The sequence below is a fragment of the Ramlibacter sp. JJN2-2R genome (assembly GCF_057747835.1).
Window position 1 is genome coordinate 2,339,259 of the sequence record NZ_CM173226.1, and the last position, 12,504, is coordinate 2,351,762.

Below are 12,504 nucleotides of genomic sequence, written 5' to 3' on the forward strand. Positions count from 1 at the left end.
GGCCGGCCGCCGCGCCACTGCCGAGGCACTGCGGGCGGCGCGGCCCCGGCTCAGAAGTCCAGCTTCTGGCCCGGCTCCACGAGCAGCATGCGCGGCGTGCCCGGCGCGGTGCCGAGCGCCTGCTGGAACTCCGCCGGCGTGCCGCGCAGCTGGGGGATCGTGCCGTAGTGGATCGGGATGGCGAACTTGGGCCGCACCAGGTCGCGCACGGCCATCGCGGCGTCCTGCGGATTCATCACGAAGTGGCCGCCGATCGGCACCAGCACCACGTCGGGGCGGTACATGTCGCCGATCAGGCGCATGTCGCCGAACACCGCCGTGTCGCCCATGTGCCAGACCTTGAAGCCGTTCTCCATCTCGACGATGAAGCCCACCGGCTCGCCGCCCACATGGATGGCGTCCTTGCCGCTCGCGTCCTTCCACGTCAGCTCGGACGAATGCTCCGCGTGCACCGCGGTGATCTTCGGGCCCGTCGGGCCCCACGGCGCGATGGTGCCGCCCTTGCCGAAGCGCGGCGACAGCTCCGCCGGCAGGATGCCCAGCTTGGCGATGGAGTCGTTCAACCCCGCCGGCCCGTACACCGGCACGTTGCGCAGCTTGGCCAGCGCGGGGGCGTCGGCGAAGTGGTCGAAGTGGGCGTGCGTGACCAGGATCAGGTCGACCTTGCCCAGCGCCTCGAGCTGCTTGAACGCCGGCGGCGTCTTGGGGTTGGACGTGAGCCACGGGTCGATGACGATCACCTTGCCGCCGGGCGTGGTGATGCGCGTCGTCGCCTGGCCGAGCCACAGCACCTCGGTCTTGCCGGCCGCGGCCGGCTGGCCCGCCGCCATCGGCTGCGGGGCGGCCGCCGGCGCGGCGGTGGTCGCGGGGCCGGACGCACAGCCGGCGAGTGCCGCGGCGAGGGCCACGACGGCGGACAGGACAGGTTTCAGCATGGGACGCTCCTTGGGGTTGGCATGCCACCGGCATTGGAGCGCCCGCCGCGCGGCGGTGGAGAACGGGAAAACCCGCGGCCCGACGCCCTGCGGCACACTCGGGCGCCATGCCGACCCATCGTTTCGACCGCCTGGACGCGCTGCGCGGCGCCGCCATCGTGTGGATGACGGCCTTCCACTTCTGCTTCGACCTCAACCATTTCGGCTGGCTGCGGGAGAACTTCTACCAGGACCCGTTCTGGACCGGACAGCGCACGGCGATCGTCAGCCTGTTCCTGTTCTGTGCCGGCCTGTCGCAGGCGGTGGCGCACGCCCAGGGACAGGGCTGGCCGCGGTTCTGGAAGCGCTGGGCGCAGATCGCCGCCTGCGCGCTGCTGGTCACCGCGGGCTCCTATGCCGTGTTCCCGCGCAGCTACATCTTCTTCGGCGTGCTGCACGGCATCGCCGTGATGCTCGTGCTCGTGCGCCTGACCGGCGGCTGGGGCCGCTGGCTCTGGGCCGCCGGCGCGGTGGCGATCCTGCTGCCGGTGCTGTTCCGCTCGCTGCACGCCGCCACGCCGGCGCTGGAGTTGCTGAACGGGCCGCCGTTCCACTGGCTGGGCCTGGTGAGCCGCAAGCCGATCACCGAGGACTACGTGCCGCTGTTCCCGTGGCTGGGCGTGATGTGGTGGGGGATGGCGGCCGGCCAGTGGGTGCTGGCGCGCCGCCGCGAGTGGATGACGGGGCCGCTGCTGCCGGGCGGCGCGCCGCTCGCATGGCTGGGCCGCTGGAGCCTGACCTGGTACATGCTGCACCAGCCGGTGCTGTTCGGGCTGCTGATGGCGGTGCAGGCGTTGCGGCACTGAGGTGCGGGCAGCGCGCCACCGAGGGGCGGACAAAAGAAAAAGCGGCCGGGGGCCGCTTTTTCTTTGATCGATTCCTGGCTTGGGCGTCGATCGTGGATCCCGGCATTCGCCGGGATGGAGTGACTCGCTTCCTTGGTCGATTCCAGGCTTGGGCGTCGACCGTGGATCCCGGCCTGCGCCGGGATGGAGTGACTCGCGTTGCTCGTCACTCCACCTTCGCGGAGGAGCGCAGTTCTTGCTGGAACTTGGCGAGCTTTTGCTGCTGCAGCTGCTGGGCGATCTGCGGCTTGACTTCGTCGAGCTTGGGCAGTTGCGCCTCGCGGATGTCGTCGACGCGGATCACGTGGTAGCCGAACTGGGTCTTGACCGGCTCCTGCGTGGTCTGGCCCTTGCCCAGCTTGACCAGCGCCTGCGAGAACTCGGGCACGTAGCTGTTGGCGTTGCCCCAGTCGAGGTCGCCGCCCTGGGCGCCCGATCCCGGGTCCTTGGACTGCTTCTTGGCCAGGTCCTCGAACTTCGCGCCCTTCTTCAGGTCGGCGATGATCTTCTTGGCCTCGGGCTCGGTCTCCACCAGGATGTGGCGGGCACGGTATTCCTTGCCGCTGTTGGCGGCGGCGAACTTGTCGTACTCGGCCTTCACCTCGGCGTCGGTGACCGGGTTCTTCTTCTCGTAGTCGGCGAACAGCGAGCGGATCAGGATGGCCTGGCGGGCCAGTTCCATCTGCGTCTTGAAGTCGTCGCCGGCATCCAGGCCGCGCTTTTGCGCTTCCTGCATGAACACCTCGCGGGCGATGACCTCGTCCTTGAGCTGCTCGTTCATCTCGGGCGTGATCGGGCGGCCGCTCTTGGCGATCTGCGAGGCGAGCGCCTCGACCCGCGCCTTCGGCACGGGCTTGCCGTTGACGATGGCGACGTTCTGGGCCAGCGCGGGCAGCGCAGCGCAGAGGGAGGCGGCGGCCACGGCCGCGAGGAGATGCTTTTTCATGGGGAGTCCCTTTCGAGGGGTCGAGACAAGCGGTCGATCAGGGCGTTTCGATGGCCAGGGCGTGCACGCCGCCGTCCAGAAAATCGCGCAGCGCATCATACACAAGGCGATGTCGAGCCACCCGCGGGCGGCCGGCGAACAGCGGCGAGTCGATCCGCACCCGGAAGTGCGTGCCGAACCCGGTGCCGTTGGCGCCGGCATGCCCGGCGTGCGCCTGGCTCTCGTCGATCACTTCGAGCCTGCTGGGCTGCAGCACGTCCTGCAGCCGCCGCTGCAGTGCCTGCGCGGTGATCGGCCCGGTCACGGCTGGTCCGCCTCGGTCTTCATGAACCGGGCCAGGTACAGCGCCTGGCCGATGACGAACAGCACCATCAGGCCCAGGCCGCCGAACAGCTTGAAGTTGACCCAGGTGTCGGTGTCGTAGTGGTAGGCGACCCAGAGGTTGATGGCGCCCATGGCGGCGAAAAAGCCCGTCCAGCTCCAGCACAGCGCGCGCCACGCCGGCTCGGGCAGGGCCATCTGCGCCCCCATCAGCGACTTGAGCAGGTTGCGCCGGAACAGCAGCTGCCCGACCGCCAGCGCGCCGCCCATGAGCCAGTACAGCACCGTCGGCTTCCACTTGATGAAGGTGTCGTTGTGCGCCAGCAGCGTGGCGCCGCCGAACAGGACGATCACGCCCAGGCTGAGCCACTGCATGGGCTCGACCTTGCCGGTGGACCAGCGGAACCACGCGATCTGGGCCACGGTGGCGGCGATCGCCACGCCGGTGGCCACCCAGATGTCGAACAGCTTGAAGGCGGCGAAGAAGACCGCGATGGGCAGGAAGTCGAGGAGCAGCTTCATGCCTGGTTGAACTCCAGCGAGGCCGAATTCATGCAGTAGCGCAGGCCGCTGGCCGTCGGGCCGTCCGGGAACACGTGGCCCAGGTGGGCGCCGCACTGGGCGCACACCGTCTCGGTGCGCACCATGCCGTGGCTGGTGTCGCGGATCTCCCGGATCGCGCCGGGCACCGCCTCCGAGAAGCTGGGCCAGCCGCAGCCGGCGTCGAACTTGGTGGCCGAGTCGAACAGCTTGTTGCCGCAGCAGATGCAGTGGTAGCTGCCGTCGGCCCACACGGCTTCGTACTTGCCGGTGAACGGCCGCTCGGTGGCCGCCTGTCGCGTGACTTCGAAGGCACCGCGCTCGGCGCCCTTGTCGGCAAGGACCGCCTTCCACTCGGCGTCGGTTTTCTGGATGGGATAGGTCATGAGGAACAGCTGATCTCGATGTGGGTGGCCCAGTCGGGCGGGAAGCCGGCCAGGGCCTCGTGGGCGGGATGCTCGTCGAACGGCGCGTGCAGGACCGCCAGGAGGTCGCGCACGCCGCCGAAATCCTTGTCCCTGGCGCGCCGGATCGCCAGCTCGCCGAGGTGGTTGCGCAGCACGAACTTGGGGTTCGTGCGCAGCATCGCCGCACCGGCGGCCGCGCGGTCGCCCGCCAGCCGCCGCAGGTAGTCTAGCAACCAGTCGTCGAACGCCGCGCGGTCGAGGAACAGCTCGCGCACCGGCTCGGCCGGCCCGCCCGCCACGTGGCCGGACAGGCGGCGCCAGAAGATCGTGTAGTCGACGCGCTCCCCGGCCAGCAGCTGCAGCGTGCGCTCGACGAGGTCGCGATCGCCGTCCCGGGCGTCGGGCAGGCCCAGCTTGGCCCGCATGCACGCTTCCAGCTCGCGCGGGAACACGGTCTTGTACGACTCGAGCGCTGCGAGGGTGCGCTCCTCGTCGCCGATCAGCGGCAGCAGCGCCTGGCCCAGGCAGAACAGGTTCCAGTACGCGACGTTGGGCTGCCGGTTGTAGGCATAGCGGCCGGACTCGTCGCTGTGGTTGCAGACGTGGCCCGGGTCGAAGGCATCGAGGAACTGGAACGGGCCGTAGTCGATGGTCAGGCCCAGGATGCTCATGTTGTCGGTGTTCATCACGCCGTGGCAAAAGCCCACCGCCTGCCAGCGGGCCACCAGCGCCGCCGTGCGCTCGCTCACCTGCTGCAGCAGCGCCGCGTAGGCATTGCCGGCGAAGTCGGCGGTGGTGCGGCAGGCCGGATAGAAGCGGTCGATGACGAAATCGGCCAGCGTGCGCAGCTCGTCCAGCTGGTCGCGCGAGGCGAAGTGCTCGAAGTGGCCGAAGCGGATGAAGCTGGGGGCGACCCGCAGCACGACCGCCGCGGTCTCGATCTCCTCGCGGCGCACCGGCGCGTCCGAGCCGGTGACGCTCAGCGCCCGGGTGGTCGGGATCCCCAGGCCGTGCATGGCCTCGGAGCCCAGGAACTCGCGGATGCTGGAGCGCAGCACGGCGCGGCCGTCGCCCATGCGCGAGTACGGCGTGCGGCCGCTGCCCTTGAGCTGCAGCTCCTGCGGGCCGATCGGGGTGTCCAGCTCGCCGAGCAGCAGGGCGCGGCCGTCGCCGAGCTGGCCCGCCCAGACGCCGAACTGGTGGCCGCTGTAGACGCTGGCGAGCGGGCGGCTGCCGGCCAACGGCAGCGAGCCCGTGAGGGCGCGCACGCCCTCGTCGGCGGCGAGCACGGCGGCATCGAGCGCGAGGTCGCGCGCCAGCCGCTCGTTCAGGCCCACGAGGTAGGGCGCGGGCAGGGGCGTGGGGGGCAGTTCTGTGAAGAACGCGGGGCCGAGCCGGGCGAAGCCGTCCCGCCACGGCGCCCCCAGGTCCAGCATCCCGGGGCGGGCGTCGGTCTCGGTCGTCATGGGCTCCATTGTCGTGTGACTGTCAACATTGACAGGGTGGCAAGGACATCCCCGCACGGATAATGCTGATGGGTTGCCAGGGGCATTCCGGCCCGGGCACGTCCTGCGCGCAGGACCCCCGTTTGCAGAGAGGATCAGGAAGTGACGGACAGTTTTGTGCACTCGCTGCGGCGCAAGGTCGAGGCCCAGTGGGACCAGGCCCGGCATGGCGAGTTCTGGAAGCTCGTGATGGGCCGGCCGGTGCAGCCCGCGCTGTGGCGCGACATGATGCTGCAGGTGTACCACTACTCGCGGCACAACTCGGTCAACCAGGCCGCGTGCGCCTTCGTGCCCGCGCCCGAGGGCCTGCTCAAGTTCGCGTACCGCCACGCCGCCGAGGAACTGGGCCACGAGAAGATGGTGGTGCACGACCTCAAGACGATCGGCCTGTGGAAGGACGAGGACGCCGACAGCGAGCCGCTGCCGGCCGCCGAGGCGCTGACCGGCTACCTGTACGCGGTGGCGCTGCGCTACGGCGCGCTGCCGCGGCTGGGCTACAGCTTCTGGGCCGAGAGCGCGCACGACCACATCGGCGAGCTGCTGGCCAAGATCTGCAAGGACCTGCAGCTCACCAGCAAGAACGTCACCTTCTTCGGCGCCCACGCCGAGGCCGACCAGGAACACATCCGCCAGGTCGAGGAAGCGATCGAAAAGTACGCCCGCACGCCCGAGCAGCAGCGGCTGGTCGAGCGCGTCGCCATCACCACCCTGTCCCTGAGCCACGAACTGCTCGAGCAGATCGCGCGCCGCCACCGGTGACCGCCATGATGAACCTGGACCTGCACTCCCAAGCCGCCGCCGCGTTCATGCCCGGCGCCGTCCCGGCCGAGCGCCCGTCGCTCGTCGACCATGTCGTGCTGCGCCACCTGCGCACGCCCGAGCAGGTGGCCAGCGTGCTGCACCTGCGCGACGAGATCGACCTGTCCGTGCACACGGCTGCCGGACGGCAGCAGTTCGACACGCTCGAAAAAAAAGAGACGAGTGCGGCCTGGTGTTCGGCTTCGAGCTGGACGGTGAGGTCGTAGGCACCGTCCGTGTCGTCCCGATGGGCTACGGGCTCACGCTGAGCGAGACCCTCTTCGAGCAGCTGGGGGACGCGGCGCCGCCCATCCGCCGGGGCGACTGGGAGGTCGGCCGCCTGGTCCTGGCCCCCGAATACCGCAGCGACGTCAACGCGTTGCGGCACTGCCTGCTGATGGCGCTGCGCTACGGCTGCCGGCACGCCCAGATCAGCTCGCTGTTCGCCACCTGCACCCACGCGCTCAGCCGCCTGTACCGCCGACTGGGCTGGGAAGCGTTCGCGCACGACGTGCCGCTGGCCGGCACGGCCAAGAGCTACACGCTGATCCGGGCCGAGTCGGGCCCGCTGCTGGCCAGGCTGTCCGGCCAGCGCGCGGCGCCGACGGCCCAGTGACGGAGGCCGGCATGCAAGCCTTGCGTCGCCTGTTCGCCCACTACGTCGACTACCACCGGCACGGGCCGCTCATGCTGCGGTACCTGAGCCTGGCGGGCCTGGTGTTCTACCCGGCCTACTACTTCCTGCGCTTCACCAAGCCGGATCCCGGCTACGACGACTGGCTGCTGCGCGTGGTCGACGCCGTCATCTGCGCCGGCCTGTTCCTGCGCGAGCGCTGGCCGCAGCGCCTGAAGCGGTACTACTTCGCCTACTCGTACGGCGTGCTGATCGTCACGCTGCCGTTCACGTTCGTGCTGACGTCGCTGAAGAACGGTGGCGGCACGGTGGCCGTGGGCAACACGCTCATGGCCACGTTCATCGTGATCCTGCTCGCGGACTGGCGCAACACGATCGTCATGCTGGCCACCGGGTTCGCCGCCGCGGTGGCGGTCTACGTGCAGTTCGACCCCGCGCCGACGTTCCCGGCCGACTACGTCGAGCGCTGGCCGATCCTGGTCGGCTCGGTGGTGGGCGGCAGCCTGTTCAAGTTCGCGCTCGAGCGGGCGACGGCCGAGAAGGTGCGCAACGCCTATGCCTGGCTGGCGGCGTCCATCGCGCACGAGATGCGCACCCCGCTCACGCAGATCAAGCACAGCCTGGAGGGCGTGCAGCAGGTGCTGCCCGCGCCGGGCGCGCTGTCGCAGCTCGCCTCCATCGGCGGGCCGGAGCTGGACGTGCTGTACCGCCACCTCGCCCAGGGCGAGCAGGCCATCCAGCGCGGGCTGCAGGCGATCTCCATGACCCTCGACGAGGTGCATGCCAAGCCGCTGGACACGGCCGCGTTCTCCTACCTCTCGGCCTCCGAGGTCGTGCACAAGGCGGTGGACGAGTACAGCTACGGCAGCGACGAGGCGCGCGACCGCATCCGCGTGCACGTGCTCGACGACTTCCAGTTCCGCGGCGACGAGACCGCGTTCCTGTACGTCCTGTTCAACCTGATCAAGAACTCGCTGTACTACCTGGCGCGCTATCCGGGCACCCGGCTGGACATCACCGTCGGCGAGCACCAGGTCAAGGTGCGCGACAACGGGCCCGGCATCGCGCCCGACGTGCTGGAGGGCCTGTTCGAGCCGTTCCGCACCGTCGGCAAGAGCGGCGGCACGGGCCTGGGCCTGGCCTTCTGCCACCGCGTGATGAAGGCCTTCGGCGGCTCCATCCATTGCGACTCGGCGCTGGGCGAGTACACCGAATTCACCATGCGCTTTCCGCCCATCGGCGAGGCCGAGCGCGAGAAGTACCGGGGCCAGATGGTCGAGGCGGCGCGCACGGCGCTGGCGGGCAAGCGCCTGCTGCTGGTGGAGGACGACGCCGCCCAGCGCGTCACCACGCGGCACAAGCTGCGGCCGCTGGGCCTGCAGGTGGACGAGGCGGCCGACGGCCAGCGCGCGCTTGAGCTGCTGGCGCGCCATGCCTACGACCTGGTGCTGCTGGACCTGCACATGCCGGTGCTCGACGGCTACCAGGTCGCCCAGCGCATCCGCCAGGGCCAGGCGCCCGCCAACCGCTACGTGCGCATCGTGGCCTACACCAGCGAGCCGCCGCACGTGGCGCGGGTGAAGACCCAGCGCGCCGGCATGGACGCCTTCATCAGCAAGCCGTGCGCGCAACTGCCGCTGGCGCAGGCGTTGCAGCGCGTGATGCAGCGGCGGGCCTCGGCCGCCGCCTCCCGGCCGCTCGAGGGCCGGCGCGTGCTGCTGGCCGACGACAGCGCCTACAACCGCCGGGCCGTCGCCGCCTACCTGCGCGAAGCCGGCGCCACCGTGATCGAGGTCGAGCACGGGGTGGCCGTGCTGGAACGGCTGGAGGCCGGGGGCGCCTTCGACGCCGTGCTGATGGACCTGAACATGCCCGGCCTCGATGGCCTGGAGGCGGCCCGCTCGGTGCGCAACAGCGGCCGCGCGTGGGCGAAGGTCCCGATCGTGGCGCTGACGGCGCACTCCGACGCCGCCGCCATCGACGCCGCGCGCGCGGCCGGCATGGACGGCTTCCTGGTCAAGCCGGTCGAGGCCAGCCTGCTGTACGACTCGCTGCTGGCCCTGCTGGGCGGCGCGCGCCCGGTGCCGCGGCCGCAGGTGGTGCCCGCGGCCGCCACCGCCGAGGCCGAAGGCCCGCTGCTGAACGAGGCGCGGCTGGAAAGCTATCGCCGACTCGGGCTGCTGAACGAGCTGCTGGCCGACTACCTGCCCGAGATCGCCCGCCTGGTGGACGTGCTGGCCGGCGCGGTGCAGGCGCAGGAGTTCGACCGCGCCCGCGACACGCTGCACTCGCTGCTGGGCATGAGCGGCGAGGCCGGCGCGCTGGCGCTCTACCAGCGCGTGCGCCGCATCTACGTGCCCGTGCTCGAGCAGCGCCGCTGGCCCGAGGACCGGGACTGGCTGGCCGGCCTGCGGATGCTGGCGACGCGCACCGACCAGGCGCTGCGCGACTACGGCGAGCGGCAGGATCCCGTGCCCAGCGGCGGGGCCTGAGCGACATGCTGGCCGAAGCCAAGGGCATCCTCTACGTCGACGACGAGGCGCCGTCGCGCAAGTGGTTCGCGCGCTGCTTCGGCGGCGAGTTCGAGGTGGCCACGGCCGCCAGCGCCGACGAGGCGCTGGCGCTGCTGGCCGAGCGGGGCGAGCAGTTCGCCGCCCTGGTCACCGACTACCGCATGCCCGAGCAGGACGGCATGAAGCTGCTGCGGCAGGTGCAGCGCGACCACCGCCACCTCGTGCGCCTGCTGGCCACGGCGTATGCCGAGAAGGACGTGGCCATCGCCGCGGTCAACCAGGGCAAGGTGCTGCGCATCCTGGAAAAGCCGCTGGAGGACGAGCCCACGCGCGAGGCGCTGCGCGAGGCGCTGGCCCTCTACCGCTCGCAGGCGCTGGAGCGCATGCTCAACGAGAACCGGGTCGCGGCGCTGCGCGAGACGCTCGGCTTCCTCGCGCACGAGCTGAACACGCCGCTGGCCACGGTGCGCGGCTGCGTCGCCAGCGTCGCCGCCCGGCACCGCCCCGGCGGCCCCGAGGCGCCGGCGGGGCTGGTGCAGTTCGAGGAGGACCATCCGGGCGACCTGGTGGCCGCGCTCGAGCGCGCCGAGCGCCGCGCGCTCTACTGCCAGTCCCTGGTCGCCACCTTCCTGCAGTCGGCCCGCGACGCGTACCCCGGCGCCGCGCCGCAGACCGTCAGCGCGTCCGGGCTCATTGCGGCGCTGCTGGCCGAGTACGCCTTCGAGGACGATGAGCGGACCTGGATCGGCACGCGGGTGCTGGGCGACTTCCGCCTGCCGGGCCGGCGCGACCTGCTGTACCTGGTGCTGTGCACCCTGACCAAGAACGCGCTGCAGCACCTGCGCGGCCGCCTGGCCCCGCGGCTGCAGATCGACGCCGGCTGCGAAGCCGGGACGCAGGGCCCGCGCGGCTGGATCCGCTTCACCGACAACGGGCCGGGCATCCCGCCCGAGGTGCTCGCGCGCCTGACGCGCGAGCCCGTCACGACCCGCGCCCACGGCGGCGGCAGCGGGATGGGCCTGCTGTTCTGCCAGCGGGTGATGCAGGCGGCCGGCGGCTCCGTGCGCGTGGAGTCCGGGCCGGGGCAGGGCACGACCGTGGTGCTCTCGTTCGACCGTTCGGTCGAGGCCGCCGCCCCCGTGGCCGGCGCCTGAGCGCGTCGCCTCCGTGCCAGTCCGGGGCCGTGCGTCCCCGGATTCGACTTAGCATCGGCCTTCCCTGATGACCAATCCGCCAGCGCGGAAGAAGGAAGGAGACGCCACCATGCTCGGCCTGATGCAGAACCAGCCCCTGTTGATCTCGACGCTGATCGACTTCGCCGATCGCCACAACGGCGACACCGAGATCGTCTCGCGCCGGGTCGAGGGCGACGTGCATCGCTACACCTGGCGGGACGTCGCGCGCCGCGCGCGCCAGGTCGCCAACGCGCTGGACCGGCTCGACCTGCTGTTCTCCGACCGTGTGGCCACGCTCGCCTGGAACGGCTACCGCCACCTGGAACTGTACTTCGGCGTGTCCGGTTCCGGGCGCGTGCTGCACACCATCAACCCGCGCCTGCACCCGGACCAGATCGCCTGGATCGCCAACCACGCCGAGGACCAGGTGCTGTGCTTCGACGCCACCTTCCTGCCGCTGGTGCAAGCGGTGCACGCACGCTGCCCGACCATCCGCCAGTACGTGATGCTGTGCGACAGCGGCAAGCTGCCGGCCGACAGCGGCATCCCCAACCTGGTTGCCTACGAGGACTGGATCGGCGGCCAGCCCACCAGCTACGACTGGCCCAGCTTCGACGAGAACTCGGCCTCGAGCATGTGCTACACGAGCGGCACCACGGGCAATCCCAAGGCCGCGCTCTACAGCCACCGCTCGACCCTGCTGCACGCCTACGCGGCCGCGCTGCCGGACGTGATGGGCCTGTCGGCCCGCGATTCGGTGCTGCCGGTCGTGCCCATGTTCCACGTCAATGCGTGGGGCATCCCGTATTCGGCCGCGCTCACGGGCTGCAAGCTGGTGTTCCCCGGCCCCTCGCTGGACGGCAAGTCGGTGTACGAGCTCATCGAGGCGGAGCAGGTCACCTATGCGGCCGGCGTCCCCACCGTCTGGCAGATGCTGCTCGGACACATGAAGCCGGGCAACCTGCGCTTCTCGACCTTGAAGCGCACGGTGATCGGCGGCTCCGCCTGCCCGCCGGCCATGATCCATGCCTTCCGCGAGGACTACGGCGTCGAGGTGCTGCATGCCTGGGGCATGACGGAGATGAGTCCGCTGGGCACGCTGTGCACGCTCAAGAACAAGCACCTGGCGCTGCCGCCGGACGAGCAGATGAAGATCCGCCTGAAGCAGGGCAGGGCGATCTTCGGCGTCGACCTGAAGATCGTGGGCGAGGACGGCAAGGAGCTGCCGTGGGATGCCAAGACCTACGGCGACCTGCACGTCAAGGGCCCGTGGATCGTGCGCGAGTACTTCAAGGGCGAGGGCGGCGACCCGCTGGTGGACGGCTGGTTCCCCACCGGCGACGTGGCCACCATCGACGCCGACGGCTACATGCAGATCACCGACCGCAGCAAGGACGTCATCAAGTCGGGCGGCGAATGGATCAGCTCGATCGACATCGAGAACATCGCGATGGCGCATCCGGCGGTGCAGATGGCCGCGTGCGTGGGCATGCGCCACCCCAAGTGGGACGAGCGGCCGATCGTGGTGGTGGTCAAGCGGCCCGGCACCGAGGTCACGCGCGAGGAACTGCTCAAGTTCTTCGAGGGCAAGACGGCCAAGTGGCAGATCCCCGACGACGTCGTCTTCGTCGATGCGATCCCGCTCGGGGCGACCGGCAAGATGCTCAAGACGCGCCTGCGCGAACAGCTCAAGGACTACCGGCTGCCGACGGCGTGAACGTGTCGCGGGCGTGACCGTGACCGGTCCCGTTCGCCCGCCGCGCGAACGCGCGAACACGCCCCGCCATCGAGGGGCCGCGCGCCGCACTGTCGCCTCTGCGATAGCGGCGCGCCTGCTTACGGGCAT

General features: G+C 70.6%; 13 protein-coding genes. 7 read left to right on the forward strand and 6 right to left on the reverse strand.

Annotated elements, in window-relative coordinates; genetic code table 11:
• Nucleotides 1-50: 50 nt before the first annotated feature.
• Nucleotides 51-935 (reverse strand): metal-dependent hydrolase, encoded by an 885-nt coding sequence (locus AC3ANR_RS11405; protein WP_488288230.1) that lies wholly within the window; start codon nucleotides 933-935, stop codon nucleotides 51-53.
• Between the two features lie 107 nt (nucleotides 936-1,042).
• Between AC3ANR_RS11405 and AC3ANR_RS11410 the strand changes: the two genes are divergently transcribed.
• Complete coding sequence (locus AC3ANR_RS11410) at nucleotides 1,043-1,780, forward strand: acetyltransferase domain-containing protein (protein WP_488288231.1); 738 nt, start codon at nucleotides 1,043-1,045, stop codon at nucleotides 1,778-1,780.
• A 205-nt stretch (nucleotides 1,781-1,985) separates the two neighbouring features.
• Here the strand turns inward: AC3ANR_RS11410 and AC3ANR_RS11415 are convergent, their stop codons facing one another.
• Genes AC3ANR_RS11415 through AC3ANR_RS11435 form a run of 5 tightly spaced genes read right to left on the reverse strand, consistent with a single transcriptional unit; the run spans nucleotide 1,986 to nucleotide 5,499 of the window.
• The gene (locus tag AC3ANR_RS11415; protein WP_488288232.1) at nucleotides 1,986-2,765 is read right to left on the reverse strand and encodes a peptidylprolyl isomerase; all 780 of its coding nucleotides are present in this window, start codon (nucleotides 2,763-2,765) and stop codon (nucleotides 1,986-1,988) included.
• Nucleotides 2,766-2,802: 37 nt separating this feature from the next.
• The gene (locus AC3ANR_RS11420; protein ID WP_488288233.1) at nucleotides 2,803-3,069 is read right to left on the reverse strand and encodes a BolA family protein; all 267 of its coding nucleotides are present in this window, start codon (nucleotides 3,067-3,069) and stop codon (nucleotides 2,803-2,805) included.
• On the reverse strand, nucleotides 3,066-3,608 hold the full coding sequence (locus tag AC3ANR_RS11425; RefSeq protein WP_488288234.1) for a septation protein A: 543 nt from the start codon (nucleotides 3,606-3,608) through the stop codon (nucleotides 3,066-3,068). Before AC3ANR_RS11425 ends, AC3ANR_RS11420 begins: the two co-directional genes overlap by 4 nt.
• Nucleotides 3,605-4,012, reverse strand: coding sequence for a peptide-methionine (R)-S-oxide reductase MsrB (msrB, locus tag AC3ANR_RS11430; RefSeq protein ID WP_488288235.1), 408 nt, complete (start codon nucleotides 4,010-4,012; stop codon nucleotides 3,605-3,607). The genes AC3ANR_RS11425 and msrB overlap by 4 nt, the downstream gene beginning before the upstream one ends.
• Entirely contained in the window at nucleotides 4,009-5,499 is a 1,491-nt protein-coding gene (locus tag AC3ANR_RS11435; RefSeq protein WP_488288236.1) for a protein adenylyltransferase SelO, read from the reverse strand. The genes msrB and AC3ANR_RS11435 overlap by 4 nt, the downstream gene beginning before the upstream one ends.
• Nucleotides 5,500-5,640: 141 nt before the next feature.
• Here AC3ANR_RS11435 and AC3ANR_RS11440 point away from each other — a divergent pair, with 141 nt between their 5' ends.
• From AC3ANR_RS11440 to AC3ANR_RS11465, 6 genes are all read left to right on the forward strand, one after another.
• The gene (locus AC3ANR_RS11440; protein WP_488288237.1) at nucleotides 5,641-6,297 is read left to right on the forward strand and encodes an iron-containing redox enzyme family protein; all 657 of its coding nucleotides are present in this window, start codon (nucleotides 5,641-5,643) and stop codon (nucleotides 6,295-6,297) included.
• Nucleotides 6,298-6,302: 5 nt separating this feature from the next.
• Complete coding sequence (locus AC3ANR_RS11445; protein ID WP_488288238.1) at nucleotides 6,303-6,563, forward strand: hypothetical protein; 261 nt, start codon at nucleotides 6,303-6,305, stop codon at nucleotides 6,561-6,563.
• The gene (locus tag AC3ANR_RS11450) at nucleotides 6,530-6,952 is read left to right on the forward strand and encodes an N-acyl amino acid synthase FeeM domain-containing protein (protein ID WP_488288239.1); all 423 of its coding nucleotides are present in this window, start codon (nucleotides 6,530-6,532) and stop codon (nucleotides 6,950-6,952) included. The genes AC3ANR_RS11445 and AC3ANR_RS11450 overlap by 34 nt, the downstream gene beginning before the upstream one ends.
• An 11-nt stretch (nucleotides 6,953-6,963) precedes the next feature.
• The gene (locus AC3ANR_RS11455; RefSeq protein ID WP_488288240.1) at nucleotides 6,964-9,462 is read left to right on the forward strand and encodes a hybrid sensor histidine kinase/response regulator; all 2,499 of its coding nucleotides are present in this window, start codon (nucleotides 6,964-6,966) and stop codon (nucleotides 9,460-9,462) included.
• 5 nt (nucleotides 9,463-9,467) lie between these two features.
• Nucleotides 9,468-10,637 (forward strand): hybrid sensor histidine kinase/response regulator, encoded by a 1,170-nt coding sequence (locus tag AC3ANR_RS11460; protein ID WP_488288241.1) that lies wholly within the window; start codon nucleotides 9,468-9,470, stop codon nucleotides 10,635-10,637.
• 109 nt (nucleotides 10,638-10,746) lie between these two features.
• Entirely contained in the window at nucleotides 10,747-12,375 is a 1,629-nt protein-coding gene (locus tag AC3ANR_RS11465) for a 3-(methylthio)propionyl-CoA ligase (RefSeq protein ID WP_488291791.1), read from the forward strand.
• The last annotated feature ends 129 nt before the right edge of the window (nucleotides 12,376-12,504 follow it).